Annotated in this window: 20 protein-coding genes and 1 pseudogene; 12 read left to right on the forward strand and 9 right to left on the reverse strand. The window is 71.3% G+C overall.

Annotated elements, in window-relative coordinates; genetic code table 11:
• Positions 1–5: 5 nt before the first annotated feature.
• The 4 genes and pseudogenes from ACZ59A_RS13150 to ACZ59A_RS13165 form a co-directional block, all read right to left on the reverse strand.
• A complete protein-coding gene (locus ACZ59A_RS13150) occupies positions 6–1,439 on the reverse strand; it encodes a WGR domain-containing protein (protein WP_470957373.1) in 1,434 nt (477 codons plus the stop codon).
• Positions 1,440–1,519: 80 nt separating this feature from the next.
• The gene (locus ACZ59A_RS13155) at positions 1,520–1,771 is read right to left on the reverse strand and encodes a DUF397 domain-containing protein (protein ID WP_470957376.1); all 252 of its coding nucleotides are present in this window, start codon (positions 1,769–1,771) and stop codon (positions 1,520–1,522) included.
• On the reverse strand, positions 1,768–2,145 hold the full coding sequence (locus ACZ59A_RS13160) for a DUF5753 domain-containing protein (protein ID WP_470957378.1): 378 nt from the start codon (positions 2,143–2,145) through the stop codon (positions 1,768–1,770). Before ACZ59A_RS13160 ends, ACZ59A_RS13155 begins: the two co-directional genes overlap by 4 nt.
• Before the next feature lie 67 nt (positions 2,146–2,212).
• A pseudogene (locus tag ACZ59A_RS13165) lies at positions 2,213–2,587 on the reverse strand (helix-turn-helix domain-containing protein); the annotation flags it as partial.
• A 99-nt stretch (positions 2,588–2,686) separates the two neighbouring features.
• Between ACZ59A_RS13165 and ACZ59A_RS13170 the strand changes: the two are divergent.
• Positions 2,687–2,983 carry a hypothetical protein gene (locus tag ACZ59A_RS13170; RefSeq protein WP_470957381.1) on the forward strand — a complete coding sequence of 99 codons (297 nt, stop codon included), beginning with the start codon at positions 2,687–2,689 and terminating at the stop codon, positions 2,981–2,983.
• Positions 2,984–2,993: 10 nt separating this feature from the next.
• Positions 2,994–3,521, forward strand: coding sequence for an LOG family protein (locus tag ACZ59A_RS13175; RefSeq protein WP_470957384.1), 528 nt, complete (start codon positions 2,994–2,996; stop codon positions 3,519–3,521).
• On the opposite strand, the gene ACZ59A_RS13180 is transcribed toward ACZ59A_RS13175, so the two are convergent.
• Complete coding sequence (locus tag ACZ59A_RS13180; protein ID WP_470957386.1) at positions 3,503–4,120, reverse strand: SRPBCC family protein; 618 nt, start codon at positions 4,118–4,120, stop codon at positions 3,503–3,505. The genes ACZ59A_RS13175 and ACZ59A_RS13180 overlap by 19 nt on opposite strands.
• 112 nt (positions 4,121–4,232) lie before the next feature.
• Here ACZ59A_RS13180 and ACZ59A_RS13185 point away from each other — a divergent pair, with 112 nt between their 5' ends.
• From ACZ59A_RS13185 to gatB, 8 genes are all read left to right on the forward strand, one after another.
• Positions 4,233–4,922, forward strand: a complete 690-nt coding sequence (locus tag ACZ59A_RS13185) for an SDR family oxidoreductase (protein ID WP_468042161.1) — start codon at positions 4,233–4,235, stop codon at positions 4,920–4,922.
• 32 nt (positions 4,923–4,954) lie between these two features.
• Positions 4,955–5,968 (forward strand): methionine synthase, encoded by a 1,014-nt coding sequence (locus ACZ59A_RS13190; protein WP_470957389.1) that lies wholly within the window; start codon positions 4,955–4,957, stop codon positions 5,966–5,968.
• Between the two features lie 15 nt (positions 5,969–5,983).
• Complete coding sequence (gene ligA, locus ACZ59A_RS13195) at positions 5,984–8,218, forward strand: NAD-dependent DNA ligase LigA (RefSeq protein ID WP_470957392.1); 2,235 nt, start codon at positions 5,984–5,986, stop codon at positions 8,216–8,218.
• 280 nt (positions 8,219–8,498) lie between these two features.
• On the forward strand, positions 8,499–10,583 hold the full coding sequence (locus tag ACZ59A_RS13200; RefSeq protein WP_470957394.1) for a putative bifunctional diguanylate cyclase/phosphodiesterase: 2,085 nt from the start codon (positions 8,499–8,501) through the stop codon (positions 10,581–10,583).
• A 181-nt stretch (positions 10,584–10,764) separates the two neighbouring features.
• A complete protein-coding gene (gatC, locus tag ACZ59A_RS13205) occupies positions 10,765–11,061 on the forward strand; it encodes an Asp-tRNA(Asn)/Glu-tRNA(Gln) amidotransferase subunit GatC (RefSeq protein ID WP_398322280.1) in 297 nt (98 codons plus the stop codon).
• 5 nt (positions 11,062–11,066) lie between these two features.
• Complete coding sequence (gatA, locus tag ACZ59A_RS13210) at positions 11,067–12,560, forward strand: Asp-tRNA(Asn)/Glu-tRNA(Gln) amidotransferase subunit GatA (RefSeq protein ID WP_470957396.1); 1,494 nt, start codon at positions 11,067–11,069, stop codon at positions 12,558–12,560.
• Positions 12,557–12,796: a hypothetical protein gene (locus ACZ59A_RS13215; RefSeq protein WP_398322287.1), complete on the forward strand. Its 240-nt coding sequence runs from the start codon at positions 12,557–12,559 to the stop codon at positions 12,794–12,796. Before gatA ends, ACZ59A_RS13215 begins: the two co-directional genes overlap by 4 nt.
• Positions 12,797–12,810: 14 nt before the next feature.
• Positions 12,811–14,316, forward strand: coding sequence for an Asp-tRNA(Asn)/Glu-tRNA(Gln) amidotransferase subunit GatB (gene gatB / locus ACZ59A_RS13220; RefSeq protein WP_470957400.1), 1,506 nt, complete (start codon positions 12,811–12,813; stop codon positions 14,314–14,316).
• A 197-nt stretch (positions 14,317–14,513) separates the two neighbouring features.
• Here the strand turns inward: gatB and ACZ59A_RS13225 are convergent, their stop codons facing one another.
• On the reverse strand, positions 14,514–15,998 hold the full coding sequence (locus ACZ59A_RS13225; protein ID WP_470957403.1) for a M81 family metallopeptidase: 1,485 nt from the start codon (positions 15,996–15,998) through the stop codon (positions 14,514–14,516).
• A gap of 178 nt (positions 15,999–16,176) precedes the next feature.
• On the opposite strand from ACZ59A_RS13225, the gene ACZ59A_RS13230 reads away from it, so the two are divergent.
• Together ACZ59A_RS13230 and ACZ59A_RS13235 are read left to right on the forward strand one after the other, a co-directional pair.
• A complete protein-coding gene (locus tag ACZ59A_RS13230; protein WP_470957406.1) occupies positions 16,177–18,294 on the forward strand; it encodes a phosphocholine-specific phospholipase C in 2,118 nt (705 codons plus the stop codon).
• 135 nt (positions 18,295–18,429) lie between these two features.
• Positions 18,430–20,655, forward strand: a complete 2,226-nt coding sequence (locus ACZ59A_RS13235) for an MMPL family transporter (protein ID WP_470957409.1) — start codon at positions 18,430–18,432, stop codon at positions 20,653–20,655.
• Positions 20,656–20,679: 24 nt separating this feature from the next.
• Here ACZ59A_RS13235 and ACZ59A_RS13240 read toward each other — a convergent pair whose 3' ends face one another.
• From ACZ59A_RS13240 to ACZ59A_RS13250, 3 genes are all read right to left on the reverse strand, one after another.
• Complete coding sequence (locus ACZ59A_RS13240; protein ID WP_468042178.1) at positions 20,680–20,847, reverse strand: DUF6191 domain-containing protein; 168 nt, start codon at positions 20,845–20,847, stop codon at positions 20,680–20,682.
• A gap of 73 nt (positions 20,848–20,920) precedes the next feature.
• The gene (locus ACZ59A_RS13245; protein WP_470957413.1) at positions 20,921–22,108 is read right to left on the reverse strand and encodes a PQQ-dependent sugar dehydrogenase; all 1,188 of its coding nucleotides are present in this window, start codon (positions 22,106–22,108) and stop codon (positions 20,921–20,923) included.
• A 136-nt stretch (positions 22,109–22,244) separates the two neighbouring features.
• Positions 22,245–23,243: an aldo/keto reductase gene (locus ACZ59A_RS13250; RefSeq protein WP_468042180.1), complete on the reverse strand. Its 999-nt coding sequence runs from the start codon at positions 23,241–23,243 to the stop codon at positions 22,245–22,247.
• Positions 23,244–23,268: the final 25 nt, after the last annotated feature.

The following is a 23,268-nucleotide window of genomic DNA, read 5'->3' on the forward strand; positions in this document are numbered from 1 at the left end:
CCGGGTCAGAGCAGCCGCTGGATGTCACCGCGGACCCGGTAGAAGCCGCCCGCCGCCGCGTGCAGGGTGTCCACGACATAGCGCGCGCCGGGCTCCCGTATGGCCCGGGGGAACTGGACGTTCCAGGACGGGTCGTAGCCCTCGGACACCACGTGCACCCGGACCCGGCCACCGTCCTGCACGCACTCGACGACGACCGACCCGGCCGGGGCCTGGGCGACGGTGGTCACCGAGCCCACGGCCGTGGCCGGGGCGTAGGTCGGCAGCGCGGCGGCGAGCTTGACGTCGCGCACAGCGGGCACTGTGCCCTGATGCGCGGCTGAGATGGCCGCCTCGCTCGCGTCCACGCACACCAGCGAGCCGTCCGTGGTCACCAGGTACAGCCGGGTCTCGTGGTACTGCATCGACAGCGCCGAGCCGCCGCCCGTGCCGAGCTTCCACAGGCGCGTGCCGTCCTGGTCGAAGCAGTAGACGGACGACGCCGAGTCACCGGCGAAGACGAACCGCCCACCGGGCGAGGTGGCGCACGAGTACACCGCGTGGTCGCAGGCATAGGTGGCCTCGACCGCGCCGGTCGCCTTCGACAGCCGCTCGACCACGTGGCGCCCGGTCCCCGCGTACACGCTGTCGGCCTCCTGCCAGCCGAACAGAACGGAGCCCGTGGTCTGCCTGTGCCACAGCTCGCCGCCGCCGTCGGGAGCGTAGGCGGTGACGCCCTGCTCGTGGCCGTGGTAGACGGCCCGGTCATCGGCGCGGACCATCCAGCCGCTCCGGCCCACGCTGCGGCGGGCCCACTGGTGCTCGTCCTCGTGGTCGATGACGGTGAGCCGACCGTCCTGGTCAGAGACGTTCAGGACGCCCTCATGGATGTCCAGCCAGAAGATGTCGATGTCGGCCGCGATGTCGTACGCCGCGAACGGCAGCTTCGAGGACAGGTCGTAGACCTTGCCGTCGTCACAGCCCGCGTAGATCCAGAAGTCGTCGGCCACCAGGCACTTCACCCCGTCCGGCAGGCTGAAGCGGGCGAGGACGCCGCCGTCGTGGTCCAGGGTGAAGACATCCCCCGCCTGGTTGCCGACCCAGCAACGGTCGTCATCGACGTGGATGCCGAATGCCGACGAGCCGGTGCGGAACCGCCACAGCACGGGGGCCACGGCGCGGGCGGTGGACGGAGCGGAGGTCACCTGGCGCCGCGTCACCCGGCGCGGGGCCCGCTGCCCGGGAACGGCCGGGGCGTACCCCTTGCGGACCTTCTCCCCGAGCTTCTTCGCGGCGGCGGCCTTCGCCTTCTCGGCCGTGGCGAACGTCGACGTCTGCGTCTGCCCGCCGGCGCCGATCCGCCCGTACCGCACCGTCACGGTCAGCCCGTCGACGGCGACCTCGTAGAACTTGTGCGCGCCTTCGCCTTCCTGCGACAGCTCCAGATACGTCGTCGACACGGCAGACCCCTCCCCAGGACGGACCCGCCGCCTTGTCCGGCGGGTCTCACTGCTCAGACCGTAGGAGGGGCCACTGACAATCAGCCCGCGTCGCGGGCGGCGGCGAAGGCGACGAAGGCCGCCCAGGCGGGGGCGGTGACGGTGAGGGCCGGTATCGCGATGTCCTTGGAGTCGCGGACGTGCACGGCGCCGGGGCACGCGGCGACCTCGACGCAGGCGTTGCCTTCGGCACCGCTGTAGCTGGACTTGCGCCATTCGATGGCGACTTCGACACATGCCTCCCCAGAGCCGCCGCTGTAGCTGCTCTTGAACCAGGCCAGTTCGCTACTCATTGGTCTCCCGCCAACAGTCGCTTGATGAAGGCCACCGACGCTTCGGGGTCCAGGGCTTGCGACTGGATCGTGCCATAGGCGTGGCTGAGCGCGCTTACGTCATCGGGGTCCGGCAGGAAGTAGCTGCCACGTTGGCCTTCGACATATGCGATCGTGCGGTGGTCCGGAGTCTCCAGCAGCACGAAGGGGCCATCGACACCCGCGTTGGTCTCTCGCGAGTCGAGCATGATCTGAAGCTGGAGGTTATGGAGCGCGGCGCACTGCAGCACGTGCTGCAACTGTGCTTGCCACACCTCGCTGCCGCCCAGTGTCTTCCGCAGGACGGCTTCCTCCAGCACGAAGTGCAATCTGGGCGCGGGCTTGAGGCTTAGCACCTGTTGTGCCGCCAGTCGTCTCTGGACGGCCTGCTCCAATTCCGCGTCGTCCCAGACTGGGACGCAGGGATCGGAACACCGCCCGGGCGAAACCCTCGGTCTGGAGCAGTCCAGGGAACACGTGCGTGGAGTAGAAGTGCAGGGCCAAGGCTTGTGCCTGCAAGTCCATGTACTCGTGGGCCCATTCGAACGGCCCGTCCTGCCACAGCAGCTTCGCCGCTTCAATCAGCAGCCCCTGCGCGCCCAGCGCATCATCCACCGCCACCACATACGGCGGCTTCGGCACCCGCTCCGCCCGCTCCACCTTGGCGATCATCGACTCCGTATAGGGAACCCGCTTCTCCAGGTCCTTCATCGTCCATCCGAGCCGTTCCCGCATCATGCGGGACTGCGCACCGAACACCCTCGCGGCCGGTGACGGCTTCTTCTTCCGTTGGGTCATGCCCCCTCCACATCGCACAGATCGCACAGTCGCGGAGCGCTAACGCACCGTCACGACGATTCGGTGACCAGGCTAGACGCGACCTGTGACAGTAGGCACATGTCACGCGAAGTCACCTCACAGACCGGCCTCCGCTTGCTACCCTGGTCGACTCCCGACGGCCGTCCCTGCTATCTCTCCACCGATGGCGACGGCCCCGTAGCCGCCCTCGCTGACGAGGTCGAGGACATGCAGCTCTCCACCGGAGACGAACTGCTCACCCACGCCCGCGCGATGCTCGCTGACCCCAAAGTCCCGCCCGGCGAGTTCCGTTTTCTCTCCTCCCGGCTCGCCGAGGCCCTGTACGACGCGCTCCGCGTGGCGCGGAGCCGTGAAGGTGCCGCACCCGGCTCGTAGGGTGACGGCCATGAATATCTGCGTCTTCTGCTCCGCCGCCGACCTCGACGACCGCTACACCGCCCCCGCCCGGGAGTTCGCCGAGCTGATCGGCAAGGGCGGGCACTCCCTCGTCTGGGGCGGGTCGGACGTCGGGCTGATGAAGGTGATGGCCGACGGGGTGCAGGAGCACGGCGGGCGGCTGGTCGGGATCTCGGTGGAGTTCCTGGCGGACCGGGCCCGGGAGGGTGCCGACGAGATGGTGGTCACCAAGGACCTCGCCGAGCGCAAGGCGCAGCTGCTCGCCCGGGCCGACGCGGTCGTGATCATGGTGGGCGGGACCGGGACGCTGGATGAGGCGACGGAGATCCTGGAGCTGAAGAAGCACGGGCTGCACATCAAGCCGGTCGTGCTGCTGAACACGGCGGGGTTCTACGACGGGCTGAAGCAGCAGTTCCAGCGCATGGAGGCGGAAGGCTTCCTGCCGCGCCCGCTGAGCGAGCTGGTGCACTTCGCGGAGAACGGCGCGGAGGCCATGGCCTACCTGGAGGCCGTCTGATCCGCCTCGGCGGTGGCCTTCAGGTCGCGCAGCCACTGTTCGAGACCCCGGCCGAGGGCCTCGGTCGCGGTGGGGACATCGGCTTCGACCTGGTCGCCGGTCCACGTCTCTTCGGTGTGCACCCGCACGCCGCCCCGGACCTTGGTGAAGGTCCATAGATGGACGCCCTCGTCGATGCGCAGCCCTTCGCCGATCGCGGGTCCCTTCCACAGGATGCAGGAGCCGCGCTGGAGTTGGCGGACGGTCGAGGTGATGTTCAGGGTGGTCTCGGGTGTCGTGGGGGTGGCGGGCGCCGGGGTGGTCCAGCGGAACCGCGACCCCTTCCGCAGCGGGCCCGGGTCGAGGCGCTTCATGGTGAGGACGGGGGCCTGCCAGTCGGGCCAGCGCTCCACCTCGGTCTGCAGCTTCCAAATGGTGCTCAGCGGCGCCTTGATCACGGTGTCGGTCCGGTGGCGGATGAGCGCGCCGGGGTCGACGCCCGCTCCATGGCAGGTGGACGAAGGGCTCGGGGTCGCGGCCTGCGCCTGGGCGGGGGCGGCGACCGCGAGGATGCCGGTGACGGCGATGGCGGCACGCACTAACGGACGAATGCTCGGCATGAGGGCCTCCAGTTAGGACTTCTTGTGTTCGTGAGAAGTTCTAACGCAAGTTCGAGCGGAGCGTCAAGAGGGTGATGCCGTGCGCCCGGAGAAGGTGCGGCAAGCTGGGGGCATGGGAACGCATCTGATCACTGGGGCAGGCTCGGGCATCGGCACGGCGCTCACCGAGCGGCTGGCCGGGCGCGGCGACGAGGTGTGGCTGCTGGCGCGGGATGCCGGGCGGGCGAAGGAGCTGGCCGGGCGGTTCCCGGGGGCGCACACGATCGTCGGCGACCTGGCGGACCCGGAGAAGCTGTCATGGGCGCTGAGCCACCAGGAGCTGCCCGAGCGGCTGGACTCGCTGCTGCACAGCGCGGGCGTGGTCGATCTCGGCGAGATCGGCGAGCTGACCCCCAAGGCGTGGAACCGCCAGCTCGCCGCCAACCTGGTCTCGCCCGCCGAGCTGACCCGGCTGCTGCTGCCGCAGCTCCGGCTGGCCCAGGGCCATGTCATCTTCCTCAACTCCGGCGCGGGGCTGCGCGCCAACGCCCAGTGGGGCGCGTACGCGGCCAGCAAGCACGGGCTGAAGGCCCTGGCGGACGCGCTGCGCTGGGAGGAGAGCGGCAACGGCGTGCGGGTGACGACCGTCTACCCGGGGCGCACGGCGACGCCGATGCAGGTGAAGGTGCATCAGCAGGAGGGCAAGGAGTACGACGCGGAGCGCTGGATCGCGCCCGAGACCGTCGCCACGACCGTCCTCACCGCGCTCGACCTGCCGCGCGACGCGGAGATCACGGATCTTCAGGTGCGCCCGCGCGGCTGAGGGCGGTGCGGTCCACCCCATAGGCTTTCGGGGTGAGCGAGAAGACCAACAAGCACAGCTGGGGCGCGGGCGCCGCGACCGGCATCGGGTCGATGCCGGAGGGCGATGCGCGGGAGGCCGCCAAGACCGTCACCGGGTCCCTCGAAGCCCTGCCGTACCTTCCGGAGCTGCCCTCGCGGGGGCCCGGCGCGGACATGATCGGGCGCACCGCCGGGATGCTCGTCGAGGTGTACGCCCATGTGGAGCCGAGCGGCTGGCGGATCAGCGACCGGCCGGGGCGGGACACCCGGCGGGCGCGGTCCTGGCTGGGCGAGGACCTGGACGCGCTGGAGGAGTTCGCGCAAGGCCACCGCGGGGCGCTCAAGGTGTCGGCCGTCGGGCCGTGGACCCTGGCCGGGAGCCTGGAGCTGCGGAACGGCGAGGTCGCGCTGAGCGACCCGGGGGCCTGCCGCGACCTGACGGCCTCGCTGGCCGAGGGCGTGCGCGCGCATCTGGCCGAGGTGCGCCGCAGGGTGCCCGGCGCCGAGGTGGTGCTCCAGCTGGACGAGCCGTCGCTGACGGCGGTGCTGACCGGAACCGTCCGTACCGCCAGCGGCTACCGCACCCACGCCGCCGTGGACCGGGGCGTGGTGGAGGGCGCGCTGCGGGACCTGGTGGCGGCGGCGGAGGCGCCCGTGGTGGTGCACTCGTGCGCGCCGAACGTGCCGTTCGGGCTGCTGCGGCGCTCGGGGGCGAGCGGGGTCTCGTTCGACTTCTCGCTGCTCACGGAGCGTGAGGAGGAGGCGATCGGGGAGGCCGTGGAGGGTGGCACGGCGCTGTTCGTCGGCGCCGTCCCCGGCACCGACACCGCGTTGTCGGACCCTGCCGGTAGCGTCGGGGGTGTCAGGACGCTGTGGCGCAGGCTGGGGCTGTCACCGGGGACTCTCGCGGAGTCCGTGGTGATCACGCCGTCGTGCGGGCTCGCGGGCGCTTCGCCCGGGTACGCGCGCGCCGCGCTGGCCCACTGTGTCCGGGCCGCGAGATCGCTCGCGGACAACCCTGAGTGACTGGAGGACGACACGGTGGCTGGCGAACAGCAGTCGACGGTGCCCGCTGAGGCACGGGATGAGCACGCCAAGCTCGCTGAGCAGGTAGAGGAGCACCGCTTCCGGTACTACGTGAAGGACTCCCCGATCGTCAGCGACGCGGAGTTCGACAGGCTCCTGCGCAGGCTGGAGGCGCTGGAGGAGGAGCACTCCGAGCTGCGGACCCCCGATTCGCCCACCCAGAAGGTGGCGGGGGCGTACGAGACGGAGTTCACCGAGGTCGCGCACCGCGAGCGGATGCTCAGCCTGGACAACGCGTTCGACGACGACGAGCTGGGCACCTGGGCCGACCGGATCGCCAAGGAGCTGGGCACCGGCGCGTACCACTTCCTGTGCGAGCTGAAGGTGGACGGCCTCGCGGTCAACCTCACCTATGAGCACGGGCGGCTGACCCGCGCCGCGACCCGTGGCGACGGGCGCACCGGCGAGGACATCACCCCCAACGTGCGCACCATCGCCCAGATCCCCAACCGGCTGACGGGCGACAGCGTCCCGGCGCTGGTGGAGGTGCGCGGCGAGGTCTTCCTGCCCCGGAAGGCGTTCGACGAGCTGAACGCGCGGCTGGTGGAGGCGGGCAAGGCGCCGTTCGCCAACCCGCGGAACGCGGCGGCGGGTTCGCTGCGCCAGAAGGACCCGAAGGTCACCGCCAGCCGTCCGCTGGACATGGTGGTCCACGGGATCGGTGCGCGCGAGGGCTTCGCCATCGACCGGCTGTCGCAGGCGTACGAGCTGCTGCACGCGTGGGGGCTGCCGACCGCGGGCCACTTCAAGGTGGTCGACACGATCGAGGGCGTCCGCGAGTACATCGCGTACTACGGGGACAGCGAGCACCGGCACTCGGTGGCGCACGAGATCGACGGCGCGGTCATCAAGCTGGACGAGATCCCGCTGCAGGGGCGGCTCGGCTCCACCTCGCGGGCACCGCGCTGGGCCATCGCCTGGAAGTTCCCGCCCGAGGAGGTCAACACCAAGCTGGTCGACATCCGGGTAGGGGTGGGGCGCACGGGGCGGGTGACGCCTTATGCGGTGGTTGAGCCGATCACAGTCGCGGGCTCGGAGGTCGAATTCGCGACACTGCACAACCAGGACGTAGTCAAGGCCAAAGGTGTGCTGATCGGTGACACCGTCGTGCTGCGTAAAGCGGGCGATGTCATTCCGGAGATCCTGGGTCCGGTCGCCGATCTGCGGGACGGCAGCGAGCGCGAATTCGTGATGCCGTCCGAGTGCCCGGAGTGCGGAACGCCGCTCCAGCCCGCCAAGGAGGGCGACATCGATCTTCGGTGTCCCAACAGCCGGTCCTGCCCGGCGCAGCTGCGCGAGCGGATTTTCTATCTCGCGGGGCGGAAATCCCTGGACATCGAGAACCTCGGTTATGTCGCCGCGGCCGCCCTCACCCAGCCGCTGGAGCCCGCCGAGCCGCCGCTGAGGGACGAGGGCGATCTCTTCGATCTGAAGATCGAACAACTGTTGCCCATTCGGTCGTATGTGATGGACCCGGACAGCGGGCTGCCCAAGCGCGATCCGGAGACGGGGGAGGAGAAGGTCGTCACCTTCTTCGCCACCCAGAAGGGCGAGGCGAAGAAGAACGCCCTGGCGATGCTGGCCAATATCGAGGCCGCCAAGCAGCGCCCGCTGGCCCGGATCATCACCGGCCTTTCGATCCGTCATGTCGGCCCGGTCGCGGCCACCGCGCTGGCCCGGGAATTCCGCTCGCTGGACCGGATCGCCGAGGCCAGCGAGGAGGAGCTGGCGGCCACCGAGGGCGTCGGCGGAATCATCGCCACCTCGGTGAAGCAGTGGTTCGCCGTGGACTGGCACCGGGAGATCGTGGAGAAGTGGCGGCGCGCCGGGGTGCGCCTGGAGGAGGAGGCGGCCGAGGATGAGGGCCCGCTGCCGCTCAAGGGGCTGACCGTGGTGGTCACGGGCACGCTGGAATCGCACACCCGGGACGGTGCCAAGGAGGCCCTGCAGAACCGTGGTGCGAAAGTCACCGGCTCTGTTTCGAAAAAGACCGATTTCGTGGTCGTCGGCGACAATCCCGGTTCGAAGTACGACAAGGCCATGCAGTTGAAGGTCCCCGTGCTCGATGACGACGGATTCGGCGTCCTCCTCGAACAAGGCCCCGACGCCGCACGCGAGGTCGCCGTAGCGCCTCCGGAAGAGCCCGCGGAGGAGTCGGCGGAGGAGCCCGCGGAGAAGTCCGAGGGGTAGTCAAGTCGCTCACTATGAGTAGTCCGGCCACCCGTCCGGCGCAGTAGTCCGGCCAACTTCGGCGCTAACCCCGTTCAAAGCTGGCCGGAATGCGACTGGGAGCACTTCCCGGGCACAGCCAGCGGGCATCACCCTTACAGCGCATACCAGAAGGTTATGGATCGTCGGGCGGCATTCGGGCAACCGCTGCCGATCGCCGCCCGCCATGACCTTCTGCCGCCTACTGTTGAGGTGTGCGCCTGCCGTGGCGCTGGCACCGCCGGCTGTGAGAGGGACGGGTATGAAACCGACCGAAAGCGCCGCACCGGCGTCGCGGCTGCGCCGGGTTCTGCTTCCCGCGTTGCCCGCCGCCGCGGTCGCCATGGCCGCTTTCGCACTCGGCATCGGAGTATTCCGAGTGCTCGACGCGGGCCATGCGCTCTTTCCCGACGGCACCGTGGGCTGGTCGCTCGCGGTCCTCACCGGAATCATCGTCGGTCATCTGGTCGCCCTCGGCCGGGACCGCTGGTGGGGCGGCACCGGATCGGGCTCCGCGTTAACCCTGGCCGCGCTGCTGCTCTACGGCTGGATGCCCGCGATGCTCGTCAGCCTCGCTGTGGTGGTCCTGGTCGGCGCCGCCCGGCGGCACCGCTGGCGGCAGGCGGTGACACACGGCGCGGTCGACATCCTCGGCGTCGGCGCGGCCGCCCTCACCCTCGCCGCCTTCGGCACCACCCCCTCCGTCGAGCGGCCCTGGCACACCGACACCTGGCAGGCATCCGCCATCCCCCAGACGATCCTGGCCGCCGCCGTGTACCTCGTGATCACCCGCGGCCTGCTGTGGTACTCCCTCGCGCCCCCCGGCGCCGGACTGCCCACCGTCGCCCGCACCGCCCTCTTCCGGCAGGCCCTCGTGGGCATCGCGCTGCTGGGCATCGCCCCGCTCATCGTCGTCGTCGCCGGGGACACCCCGCTGCTGCTCCCGCTGTTCGCGGTGCCGCTGGTCGCCCTCGACTCCACGCTGTGGATCGCCCGGGTGCGGGCCGAGGAGCAGCTGCGCGACCCGCTCACCGGGCTGCCCAACCGCCAGTGGCTGCTGGAGCGCACCTGGACCGCGCTGGACGAGGCCGAGCGGGCCGGGGCCCGCACCGCGCTCGTCCTGCTGGACCTCGACCGCTTCCGCTCGGTCAACGACACCCTCGGCCATCTGGCGGGCGACCGGCTGCTGCTCCAGATCGCCGAGCGGCTGCGGCTGGCGCTGCCCCGCGGCGCCGAGGTGGCGCGGCTCGGCGGCGACGAGTTCGCCGTCCTGCTGCCCACCACCGACTCGCTCACCAGCGCCCAGCGCAGCGCCCGCGTCCTCGTCGGCGACCTCGGGTCGCCGCTCGACCTGGACGGGCTGACCCTGGTGCTGGAGGCTAGCGCCGGGGTCGCCGTCTACCCCGACCACGCGCTCGACGCCGAGGGGCTGCTGCGCCGCGCGGACGTCGCCATGTACCAGGCCAAGCGGGACCGCAGCGGCGTCGAGCTGTACGAGGCGCGGCGCGACGGCAACACCCCCGACCGGCTCGGTCTGCTGGGCGATCTGCGGCGCGCCCTGGACGCGGGCGACGTCGAGCTGCACTACCAGCCCAAGGTCGGCTTCGACGGCCATGTCGCCGGGCTGGAGGCGCTGGTCCGCTGGGTGCACCCGGACCGGGGGAAGGTGCCGCCGGACGAGTTCATCTCCATGGCCGAGAGCTCCGGGCTGATGCCCCGGCTCACCGAATACGTCCTGGAGACCGCGCTCGGCCAGGTCGCGCGCTGGCGCGCCGACGGGCTGATGGTGCCGGTCGCCGTCAACGTCTCGCCGCGCGATGTGCACACCCCCGGCTTCGCCGGAGCCGTCGCCGGGCGGCTCGCCCGGCACGGGGTCCCGGCCGGGGCGCTCCAGCTGGAGATAACGGAGCACGTGCTGCTGGAGGACCCGCAGCGGGCCGCCGACACCCTCGCCGGGCTCACCGGGCACGGGGTGAAGATGTCCCTGGACGACTTCGGCACCGGCTATTCGTCGCTGGTCCATCTGCGGCGGCTGCCGGTGAGCGAGCTGAAGATCGACCGTTCGTTCGTGGCCCGGCTCGCCGTGGACAACGAGGACGCGGAGATCGTGCGCTGCACGGTCGATCTCGCGCATTCGCTGGGTCTGCTGGTGGTCGCCGAGGGCGTCGAGGACGACGAGACGTGGGAGCGGCTGCGGGACCTGGGCTGTGACGCGGTGCAGGGCTGGCTGGTGGCGGCCGCGATGCCGCCCGACGAGACCACGGCGTGGCTCCGCGCCCGAGGCGAAAGCGGCTGGCACCGCGAGGAGCGGGATTCCGCTCCCGCGGAAGAGGACGCGGTGACGTAGCAGGTTGTGGGCAATCGTTCCGCGGGGCGGAACGGGTGGGCACAACCCACCCACCGGCCCGCACCCGGCAACGAAACCCACAGGGCTGAGCGCGGCACCGCTAAGCGTTTCGCGCGGGGTGTGGGGGGCGCCATAGGATTGGGCCCGGAAAACACTTCACACTCACCCTGAGGATCGCTGCATGCCTGGCATCACGCGCGAGGAGGTTGCCCACCTCGCACGGCTGGCGCGTCTGGAGCTGAAGGCCGAAGAGCTGGATCACTTCGCCGGACAGCTGGACGACATCATCGGCGCGGTGGCCCGCGTCTCCGAGGTCGCCGATCAAGACGTACCGCCGACCTCCCACCCGCTGCCCCTGACCAACGTCATGCGGCCGGACGAGGTCCGTCCGTCGCTGACCCCGAAGGAGGCGCTGTCCGGCGCCCCGGCCCAGGAGCAGCAGCGTTTCAAGGTGCCGCAGATCCTGGGGGAGGACTGACCCGCATGACTGATCTGATCAGGCTCACCGCGGCGGAGATCGCCGCCAAGGTCGCTTCCGGCGAGCTGACCGCCGTCGAGGTCACCGAAGCCCATCTGGCCCGTATCGAGGCCGTGGACGAGAAGGTGCACGCCTTCCTGCACGTGGACCGCGAGGGCGCCCTCGCGCAGGCCCGCGCCGTCGACGAGAAGCGGGCGCGCGGAGCGGAACTGGGCCCGCTGGCCGGGGTCCCGCTCGCGCTCAAGGACATCTTCACCACCAAGGGGATCCCGACCACCGTCGGCTCCAAGATCCTCGAAGGGTGGATTCCGCCGTACGACGCGACGCTGACCCAGCGGCTGAAGGCCGCGGACGTCATCGTGCTCGGCAAGACCAACATGGACGAGTTCGCCATGGGGTCCTCGACCGAGAACAGCGCGTACGGACCCACCGGCAACCCGTGGGACCTCACCCGCATCCCCGGCGGATCGGGCGGCGGCTCCTCCGCCTCCCTCGCGTCCTTCCAGGCGCCGCTGGCCATCGGCACCGACACCGGCGGCTCCATCCGGCAGCCCGCCGCCGTCACCGGCACGGTCGGCGTCAAGCCGACGTACGGGGCGGTCTCCCGGTACGGCATGGTCGCCTTCTCGTCCTCGCTCGACCAGGGCGGCCCCTGCGCCCGTACCGTGCTGGACGCGGCCCTGCTGCACGAGGTGATCGCCGGGCACGACCCGCTCGACTCGACCTCCATCGACGCCCCCGTTCCGGCGGTCGTCGAGGCGGCCCGTAACGGCAGCGTGCACGGCATGCGCGTCGGCGTGGTCAAGGAGTTCGCGGGCGAGGGCTACCAGGCCGGTGTCATGCAGCGCTTCGACGAGTCGGTCGAGCTGCTGCGCGAGCTGGGTGCCGAGATCGTGGAGATCTCCTGCCCGTCCTTCGACAAGGCGCTGGCCGCGTACTACCTGATCGCGCCTTCGGAGTGCTCGTCCAACCTGGCCCGCTTCGACGCCATGCGCTACGGCCTGCGGGCGGGCGACGACGGCACCAAGTCCGCCGAGGAGGTCACCGCGCTCACCCGGGCCGAGGGCTTCGGCGCGGAGGTCAAGCGCCGGATCATCCTCGGTACGTACGCGCTCAGCTCCGGCTACTACGACGCGTACTACGGCTCGGCGCAGAAGGTCCGTACCCTGATCACCCAGGACTTCGAGAAGGCGTTCGAGCAGGTCGACGTGTTGATCTCGCCGACCACGCCGACCACCGCCTTCCCGATCGGCGAGCGCGCCGACGACCCGATGGCGATGTACCTCGCCGACCTGTGCACGATTCCGTCGAACCTGGCGGGGAACGCGGCCATGTCACTGCCCTGTGGCCTGTCGCCGGAGGACGGTCTGCCCGTCGGACTGCAGATCATCGCTCCGGCCATGGCCGACGACCGGCTCTACCGGGTCGGTGCCGCGGTCGAGGCCGCGCTCACCGAACGCTGGGGCCACCCGCTGATCGAGGAGGCACCGTCCCTATGAGCGCCATCAAGAAGGCCAAGGGTTTCAAGAAGTCCAAGGCCGGCACCTACCTGTCCATCGGGACCTCGCTGTTCGGCGCGGTCAGTGTGATCAAGCAGGCCAAGAAGGCCCGCTTCGAGAACGACAAGCTGCAGCTGGTCGACGCGGTGGTGTCCGCCGCCGCCATCGCCACCGGCGTCGCCCTGCTCGTCCGCGAGCTGAAGCGCATGGGCGACGACGACGTCCTCGCGGGTTGAGAGGTTAGTTTTCCGTGACCGTCACTGAACTGGTGTCGTACGAGGACGCCCTGGCCGCTTACGAGCCCGTGATGGGGCTTGAGGTCCATGTCGAACTCGGCACCAAGACCAAGATGTTCTGCGGGTGTTCGACGTCGCTCGGCGCCGACGCCAACTCGCAGACCTGCCCCACCTGCCTCGGCCTGCCCGGCTCGCTGCCCGTCGTCAACGCGATCGGCGTCGAGTCCGCCATCAAGATCGGTCTCGCGCTGAACTGCGAGATCGCCGAATGGTGCCGCTTCGCCCGGAAGAACTACTTCTATCCGGACATGCCGAAGAACTTCCAGACCTCGCAGTACGACGAGCCGATCGCCTTCAACGGCTATCTGGACGTCGACGTCGACGGCGAGATCTTCCGCGTCGAGATCGAGCGCGCCCACATGGAGGAGGACACCGGCAAGTCCACCCACGTGGGCGGCGCGACGGGCCGTATCCACGGCGCCTCGCACTCCCTCCTGGACTACAACCGGGCCGGGATCCCGCTCATCGAGATCGTCACCAAGCCGATCGTCGGAGCCGGGGAGAAGGCCCCCGAGGTCGCCCGGGCGTACGTCGCCGAGCTGCGCGAGCTGATCAAGGCGCTCGGGGTCTCCGAGGCGCGCATGGAGATGGGCCAGATGCGGTGCGACGTGAACCTGTCGCTGCGGCCGCACGGCGCCGACAAGTTCGGCACCCGCTCCGAGACGAAGAACGTCAACTCGCTGCGGTCCGTCGAGCGCGCCGCCCGCTTCGAGATCCAGCGCCACGCGGCGGTGCTGGGCGATGGCGGGACGATCATCCAGGAGACCCGTCACTTCCACGAGGAGGACGGCTCCACGACCTCCGGCCGGATCAAGGAAGAGGCCGAGGACTACCGCTACTTCCCCGAGCCGGACCTCGTGCCCGTCGCGCCCTCGCGCGAGTGGGTCGAGGAGCTGCGCGGCACGCTTCCGGAGCTGCCGCGGGTGCGGCGCACCCGGCTGCGGGAGGAGTGGGGCATCTCGCAGCACGAGATGCAGTCCGTGCTCAACGCGGGCGCCATCGACCTCATCACCGCGACGATGGACGCGGGGGCGGATGCGGGCGCTGCACGCAAGTGGTGGATGGGCGAGCTGGCCCGCCGCGCCAACGAGGAGGGCACCGAGCTCGCCGCCCTCCCCATCACCCCGGCCCAGGTCGCCCGGGTCTGCGCCCTGGTCGACGAGGGCTCCCTCAACGACAAGCTGGCCCGCCAGACGATCGAGGGCGTGCTGGCCGGTGAGGGCTCCCCGGACGAGGTCGTGGCCGCCCGCGGCCTGAAGGTCGTCTCCGACGAGGGCGCGCTGGGCACGGCCGTGGACGAGGCGATCGCCGCCAATGCCGCTATCGCGGACAAGATCCGCGGCGGCAAGGTCGCGGCGGCGGGCGCGCTGGTCGGTGCCGTCATGAAGGCGACGCGCGGCCAGGCGGATGCGGCGCGGGTGCGCGAGCTGATCCTGCAGAAGCTGGGCGTAGAGGGCTAGGCCCTCTCACCGACGGCGGCGGGGTGCGCGGTGAGCACCCCGCCGCCGTCGCGTGCGGCCCGGTGGCCGGGTTGTGCCCACCCGTTCCGCCCAGCGGAACAGTTGCCCACAACGTGGGGCATATCCAGCCCCTCCGGCGTTTGAGGAGCGGGGGTTTGGGGGCGGAGCCCCCAACCGGGGGCCGCGCGCCGCAGGCGCTACAGCAGGGCCGGGGTCAGGTCCGGTTCTGGCATGGGGTCGTCGAAGGGGTACAGGGGGCGCGTCACCCGCCGGTGGCCCAGCCGCAGCAGGTCCTGGTCCACCCCACCCGGCGTCAGGGCCAGCCGCCAATCGGCCGCCATTTCGTACAGCTCCGGCTCCAGATAGCCGATCTTCACCACCACCAGGTCGTACATCCGAGGATCCAGCCCCCCGAAATCCACCAGCCGATGGAACGGCTTGCGACGGCCCGTCAGGATCACGGTCACCCCACCGCGCCGAACGGCCGCGACGTCACCGCCCACGTCGTCCCGCCACAAAGCGACCACCTCGCCGGTCAGTGAATAGCGCGCCGAGGCACCACTGATGTGCCCGCCGACGAACAGCGAGACCGCCGCCCCCACTCCCGCGGCAAGGCATCGCGCGACCGCCCCCGGGTCGGTGATGCCCGCGTGGAGGGCGGTGGCGCGCCCGGCGGCCAGATCGTCGTGGGCGAGCAGACGACGCAGCATGTACGCGAGGTCACCGGCCCCACCCGCCGTCGGGTTGTCGCCGGAGTCGCTGATGAGGAAGGGACGGTCGGGGGAGGCGAGGGCGGCGGCGACGCATTCGTCGGCGCTGCCGGTGGGCCCGACGAAGGCGAAGTCGCGCCGCACCTCCCAGTATTCGCGGGCCAGCGACCGCGCCTGGTCGACGACGAGCGCGGGATCGTCCCCGGTGACGACCACCGTGGCGCGGCAGCGCGGCTCGTCGGCCCAGGCGTAGCCGACCCAGATCGCCGCGTCCACGACCCCGTCCAGCGCCTCGACGGCGGCCAGCCGCCCGTACAGCGAGGCGGCGGGCTCCAGCCGGGTGCTGGTCTTCTCGCCGGGCAGCAGCACCGGGATCTGGACCCAGGCGACGTGCGGACGGCCCTTGCCGGAGGCGAGGCGAGCGACGAGGGTGCGGGCGGCGCGCTCGCGCGTCTCCCAGGCGTCCTCGTGCGGGGCGAGCCGGTGCGCGGTGAGCAGGTCGAGGCGGTCGGCGAAGCGGCGCGAGACGTTGCCGTGCAGATCCATGGCGGCGGAGATCAGCGCGTCGGGCCCGATGGCGCCCCGTACCGCGTCGGTGAGATCGCCCTCGGCGTCCTCCATGCCGACGACGCTCATCGCGCCGTGGATGTCGTACACCAGCCCGTCGAGGGGACCGGCCGCCCGGATCCGGTCGGTGAGTTCGGCCTTGATACGGGCGTACGCCGCGGGCTCGACGGGCCCGCCGGGGAGCGAGACGGCGTGCACCAGGGGCACCCATTCGACGACTCCGGCCAGGTCGCCGTCCGCACGGGTCCAGCCGTAGCGGGCCAGCAGCTCGTCGCCGCGGGTGACCCGGAAGTCGTCGTAGGCGGCGCGGTGCGGGCTGAAGGTGCTGGATTCGATGTGCATACCGCCGATGCCGATCCGCAGGCGACGGCCCGGAGAGGGGACATGGGAGGTGGTGGCTGCCATGGTGTCTCGCTTTCCGCGTTCGGATGGCGCCCACGGTATGCGCTCGCCCGGATGAGGACGCGGAACAACGGTCCGGCCGCCGCTCCGTAACGCCGCGGACTTTCACCGGCCACCTGCCCTCACTAGCGTCCGTGCGGACGCTCACGGACTCACGGACTCAGGGACAGGGGAGGCACAGGTGGCATCGGACATCGCACGCCGGAAGCTGGTCGCACTCGGTGCGGGCGCGACGGGCGCGGTCGCGGCGGGGTCGTTGCTGCCACCGTCGATGCAGGCCGCCCTCGCCGCGCACCAGGCCCCGCCGCCCGGCGGTCTCGACGCCATCGAGCATGTGGTCCTGCTGATGCAGGAGAACCGTTCCTTCGATCACTACTTCGGCACGCTCCGGGGCGTCCGCGGCTATGCCGACCCCAACGCCGTCACCCTGCCCGGCGGGCAGAGCGTCTTCGCGCAGCCGAAGCCGGGCGGCGGCCACGTCCTGCCGTTCGGGGCGCGCGAGGCGGCCGAGGCGCAGCGCGAGGACCTGCGCTTCGTGGGCCAGCTCGACCACTCCTGGGACGGCGGGGCGAAAGCCTGGCACGGCGGCTGGATGGACAACTGGATCGCCGCCAAGTCCCCGGCCACCATGGTCCACTTCGACCGTGCGGACATCCCGTTCCACTACGAGCTGGCGGACACGTTCACCATCTGCGACGCGTACCACTCCGCCATCCACTCCTCCACCAGCCCCAACCGCAACTACTGGGTCAGCGGCACCACCGGCTACGAGCCGGGGCCGGGCGGGGGGCGCGCGGTCGGCAACGACGTGTACGAGGAGGACACCCACCCCGGCTACGACTGGACCACGACCGCCGAGGTGCTGGAGCGCGTCGGGGTGAGCTGGCAGGTCTACCAGGAGTGGGACAACTTCCAGGACAACAACATCGAGTTCTACCGGCCGTTCAAGGACGTCGCCCGCAAGGCGCTGGCCGGGCTGGGCTTCACCACGGCCAACGCGTTCTACACCAAGGTGCTGAAGGCGTCCGGCGACGAGCGGCGGCGGCTTCTGGACGGGCTGGAAGCGGGCCTGGAGAAGCTGACCGAGGAGGAACGGCGGCTGTTCGAGCGGGGCCTGCGCCGGGTCCCGGAGGGCGGCTTCGAGGAGGCGTTCCGCGCCGACGTGGCGGCCGGGCGGCTGCCCAAGGTGTCGTACCTGGTGCCGTCCCCGCTGGACTCCGAGCACCCCGATGTCTCCACCCCCGCGCACAGCGCCAGCGTGACGTACGCGGTGCTGGACGCGCTCGCCGCCCACCCCGAGGTGTGGCGCAAGACCGCGGTCTTCCTCACCTACGACGAGAACGACGGCTTCTTCGACCATGTGGTGCCGCCCAACCCGCCCGCCGACGTGGCCGAGGAGTGGTGGCAGGACCGGCCGCTGGGCCTGGGGATGCGGGTGCCGATGCTGGTGATCTCGCCGTGGACGGTCGGCGGCTACGTCTGCTCCGAACTGTTCGACCACACCTCCGCCACCCGCTTCCTGGAGAAGTGGCTGGGCATCGAGGTGCCGAACGTCTCCGCCTGGCGCCGGACCGTATGCGGCGATCTGACCGGCGCCTTCGCCTTCGGCGGTGCCGCCGCCCCGCAGCCGCTGCGCCACCCGGGGCCGCCCCCGGCGGACCGCGAGCACTGGACGCCGGAGCCGCCCGCCGACCAGCGGATGCCGCGGCAGGAGGAGGGCACGCGCCCGGCCCGCCCGCTGCCGTATCAGCCGGAGGTGTGCGGCGTGTTCGAGCCGCGGGCGGGGGTGATGCGGCTGGCGCTCGCCAACGCCGGGGTACGCAGCGCGCACACCATCCTCTTCCCGTACGCGGGCGAGTACGAGGCGCCCCGGCATCGCGACGTGGCCCCCGGGTCCCTGTCCACCTGGGACGTTCCGGTGCGGGACGGCCGTTACGACTTCACCGTCACCGGGCCGAACGGCTTCCGCCGCGAGTTCCGGGGCACGGCCGAGGGCGGGGCGGCCGGGCTGCGGGTGCGCGGCGGCATCGACGCCCGCCGTCGGCAGCTCACGCTCACCATCACCAACAAGGGGGAGCGCGCGATCGAGGTCACCGTGCGGCCGCGCGCCTATGTGGCCGACGCGGAGGCGCGGCAGCTGACGGTGAACGTGCGCGCGGGCTCGACGCGGGCCGTGGAGTTCTCGGCGAAGGAGGGCCACGGCTGGTACGACCTGGTGCTGACGGCCGAGGGCGACGCCTCCTTCCACCGCCGCCTCACCGGGCACATCGAGAACGGACGCCCCTCGGTCAGCGGCTGAACCGACGGCTTCCGGAGGCACTTGCTCCGGATGTGGCGAAGCCCACAAAGGGGACAAAGGATCTTTTCCGGCTGACACAGTGCTTTGGTCACAAGCACATCACGCCGCACTCGGTGCACAGACCGGAAAGCAGCCATGGCCGCACTCGCACGATGGTGTATCAGGCGCAGCGCCGTCGTGATCGTGCTCTGGCTGGCCGCCTTCGCCGGGGTCGCCGCCGCGGCGGCGGTGACCGGCTCCGCGTACTCGAACGACTACGACATCCCGGGCACCGATTCCTCCAAGGTCTCGCGCCTGCTGGAGCAGCGGTTCCCGGACCGGGCGGGCGACACCGACACCATCGTCTGGCACACCGCCGACCGCGCCGGAACCGTGCGCTCCGCGGACGTCGAGCGGCGGATGACCGCGGCGCTGCGGCGCACCGCCGAACTGCCCGGCGTCGTCTCCGTCACCGGCCCGTACGGCACCGACGACACCAGCCGCATCAGCGCCGACCAGCGCACCGCCTACGCCACCGTCATCTTCCGCGAACCCGCCGCCGGTCTGGGCAAGGACGAGGTGCGCCGGGTCCTGGACACCGCGCGCTCGGCCGCCGCCCCCGGGCTGGAGATCGAGATGGGCGGCGCGGGCGCCGGGCTCACCGAGACGGCCGGGTCCGCGCATCTCAGCGAGGCCATCGGCGTCGCCGTGGCCGCCGTCGTCCTCTTCCTCGCCTTCGGCTCGCTCGCGGCGGCCCTGCTGCCGATCGCCACCGCGCTCGTCGGCGTCGGCACCGCGTACGCGGCGATCGGGCTGCTCGGCCACGCCATGACCGTCGCCGACTTCGCGCCCATGCTCGGCATGCTGATCGGGCTCGGCGTCGGCATCGACTACGCGCTGTTCATCGTGACCCGGCACCGCCGGGGCCTGCGGCAGGGGCTGCCGGTCGCCGAGGCGGCACAGCGCGCGGTGACCACCTCGGGCCGTGCGGTGATCTTCGCGGGCGCGACCGTGTGCCTGGCCCTGCTCGGCATGCTGGTGCTGCGGCTGAGCTTCCTGAACGGCGTCGCGGTCGCTGCCGCGCTGACGGTCGCGCTCACCGTCGCCGCCTCCATCACCCTGCTGCCCGCGCTGCTCGGGCTGATGGGGATGCGGGCCCTCAGCCGCCGCGAACGCCGACGGCTGGCCGAGCACGGGCCACGGCCCAGGACGGTGCCCGGCCTCGCCACCCGCTGGGCGTCCTTCGTGGAGCGCCACCCCAAGGTGCTGGGCGCGGTCGCCCTCGCCGTGATGCTGGCCCTCGCCCTGCCCACCCTCTCGCTCCGGCTCGGCACCTCCGACCAGGGCAACAACCCCGAGACCTCGACCACCCGGCAGGCGTACGACCTGCTCGCCGAGGGATTCGGGCCCGGCTTCAACGGACCGCTGACGCTCATCGGCAGCATCGACGGCGCCGAGGACCGGATGGCCTTCACCCGGCTGACCACCACCCTGCGCACCGCCGAGGGCGTCGCCTCGGTGAGCGCCGCGGAACTGGGCGGCGGAGGCGACACCGGCGTGATCACCGTCGTGCCCACCACCGCCCCGCAGTCGCCCGACACCTCGCGGCTCGTCGAGCGGCTGCGGTCCGAGGTCCTGCCGAAGGCCGAGGAGGGCACCTCGCTGCGGGTGTACGTCGGCGGGCTGACCGCCGGGTACGACGACTTCGCGGCGGTGATCGTCTCCAAACTGCCGCTGTTCGTCGGGGTGGTGGTGGCGCTCGGCTGTGTGCTGCTGCTGCTCGCGTTCCGCAGCATCGGCATCCCGGTCAAGGCGGCGGTCATGAATGTGGCCGCCGTCGCGTCGTCCTTCGGGGTCGTCGTCGCGGTGTTCCAGTGGGGCTGGGGGAGCGAACCGCTGGGGCTCGGCCGGGCGGGCCCGATCGAGCCCTTCCTGCCGGTGATCATGGTGTCGGTGCTCTTCGGGCTCTCCATGGACTACCAGGTGTTCCTGGTCAGCCGGATGTACGAGGAGTGGCAGCACACCCGCGACAACCGGCTCGCGGTCCGGGTGGGCCTCGCCGAGACCAGCCGGGTCATCAACTCCGCGGCCGTCATCATGATCGCCGTCTTCTCGGCGTTCGTGCTCAGCGGCGACCGGATCATCGCCATGTTCGGTATCGGGCTGGCGGCCGCGGTCGCCCTGGACGCCTTCGTCCTGCGCACGCTGCTGGTGCCCGCCCTGATGCATCTGCTCGGCGGCGCCAACTGGTGGCTGCCGGGCTGGCTGGAGCGGACGCTGCCGCGCATCAGCATCGAGGCGCCGGAGGAGGAGCGCGGCCCGCTGCCCCTGCCCGGACAGCGCGCGCCCGAGGAAGACCCGGTGCGCACACCCGTGCCGTAGAGCGCGCCCGTGCCGTAGCGGCCGTCAGCCCTCGCGGGGGCGGATCACCACCTGGCCGGAGTCGAGGTCTATCGGCCCCTTCCACGGAGGGGCGCCGTCGCCGATGTCCTCCAGCGTCAACTCCATCCGGTTGCGCTCCTCTTCGGTGTGCTTGCGGCCGGGCGCGAACAGCTCGTCGATGAGGTTGAACATGGCGACCCCCGTAGATGTGGGACTGCCGCCAGTGTAAGCAGACCGCCAGAAAAGGGGCCGGAACCGCCCAACCTCAGCTGATGTCCAGCCGCAGGATCCGGTCATCCTCCTTGCTAGGGTCACCCCGCCCGTCCGTGTTGCTCGTGGTCACCCACAGATCGCCGTCGTCCGTGGCGACCACGCTGCGCAGCCGCCCGTACTTGCCCGTCAGGAACGCCTGCGGCTCGGCCACCGGTTTGGCGCCCTTCAGCGGGATCCGCCACAGCCGCTCACCGCGCAGCCCCGCCATCCAGATCGAGCCCTTGGCGAACGCGATGCCGCTCGGCGAGGCCTCCGAGGTCTTCCACTGCTCGACCGGATCGACGAAGCCCTTCTTCCCGCCCTTGCCCTCCGCGTCCGGCCAGCCGTAGTTCTTGCCGGGCCGGATCAGATTCAGCTCGTCCCAGGTGTCCTGGCCGAATTCCGATGCCCACAGCCGCTTGTCGGTGTCCCAGGCCAGCCCCTGCACATTGCGGTGGCCGTAGGAGTAGACGACGGAATCGGCCGACGGATTGCCGTGTACCGGCTCGCCGTCCGGGGTCATCCGGAGGATCTTGCCGCCGAACGAGTCCTTGTCCTGGGCGAGCCCGCGCTCACCGCTCTCGCCCGTGCCCGCGTACAGCATCTTGTCCGGGCCGAAGGCGATCCGGCCGCCGTTGTGGATCGCGCCCTTGGGGATGCCCTTGAAGATCGTGTCCGGGGCGCCCAGCTGATCTCCCGAGGGGCGCTTCTCGTCATACACCATGCGGGCGATCCGGTTGTCCGAGTCAGTCGTGAAATACGCGTACACCATGTGGTCCGTGCCGAAGTCGGAGGAGACCGCCAGCCCCAGCAGACCGCCCTCGCCCGCGGGGGAGACGCCGGGCACGGACCCCAGCTCGGTCTGCTTCCCCGAGTCCGCCGCGATCCTGAAGATCCTCCCGGTGTCACGGGAGGACACCAGCAGATCCCCGCCCGGCAGCGGGGCCACCCCCCAGGGCGATTTCAGATTGGTGGTGAGCATGCTCACCACCTTCGCCGAACCCTTCTTCGGCGCCGCCGATTCACTGGCCGAGGGCGCCGCCGACGGGGAGCCGCCCTTGGACCCCTCCTTGCCGGGCGCGGACGAACCCGGCCGCTCGAAGGGAGACGGCCCGTCGCCGGTCGAGCAGCCGGTGATCAGCAGCAGCGCGGCCGTGGCGGCGGGGGCGGCGAGGGCGGGGGTGAGGCGAGGACGTCGCACGGTCGGGTTCCTCTCGGTGGGGCGCGTGTGCCGCGGCACGGCACTGATTCTTATACACCGCAGCTCCGCGGCGGGTTCCCTTCCCCGAACCGGAGGCCCACCCGCACCATCTGTCCTACCTGCCCCAAAGTCCCCCTCAGTCCCACGAGCCCCGGGCGGGCGGCAGCGTCGCGATCTCGGCGAGGTCCTCGGCCGTCAGCATCACGTCCGCCGCCGCGGCGTTCTCCGCCGCCCAGCGCTCCCGCTTGGTCCCCGGCACCGGCACCACGTGCGGCCCCTGGGCCAGCAGCCACGCCAGCGCCACCTGAGCCGCCGTCACCGACTCCCCGTGCCGCCGCGCGACCCGCCGCAGCCCGGCCACGACGGGCTGGTTCGCCGCCATCATCTCCGCCGTGAAGCGCGGGTGCCGGGCGCGCATGTCCTCCGGCTCGAACCCCTGCCCCGGCGTGAGCGTCCCGCTCAGGAAGCCGTTGCCCAGCGGCATCGCCGCCAGGAAGCCCACTCCGCGCGAGGCGCACCACGGCACCAGGGCCTCCAGCGCCTCGGGCGACCACACCGACAGCTCCGCCTGCACACAGCTCACCGGGAAGACCTGCTGCACCCGCTCCAGCTGCCGCACCGTCGCGTCGTGCATCCGGGCACCGGCCCGCCGCGTCGCCCGCGCCCCCACCGCGCACAGCCCCAGCGCCCGGACCTTTCCCGCCGCGACCAGCTCCGCCATCGCGCCCCAGGTCTCCTCTATCGGCACCTCGGGGTCGGCCCGGTGCAGCTGGTAGAGATCGATCACATCGGTCTGCAGCCGCCGCAGCGAGGCGTCGCACGCCCGCTTCACATAGCCGGGCCGCCCGTTGGCCACGATGTGCTGCTCACCGACCAGCAGTCCGCACTTGGTGGACACGAAGGCGTCCGCGCGCCGCTCCTTGAGTGCCCGGCCCACCAGCAGTTCATTGGTGAAGGGTCCGTACATGTCGGCGGTGTCGAGCAGACTCGCGCCCGCGTCGAGCGCGGCGTGCACGGTGCGCAGCGAATGCTCGCCGTTGCGCTGCGAAGCGGTGTACGCCCAGCTCATGGGCATGCATCCAAGGCCGATCGCACCCACTTCGAGCGCCGCCGCTCCGATTGTCCTGCGCTCCACCTGGACTGACCCCTCCCGTTTCTCG

The organism is Streptomyces sp. NPDC040405, assembly GCF_055595765.1.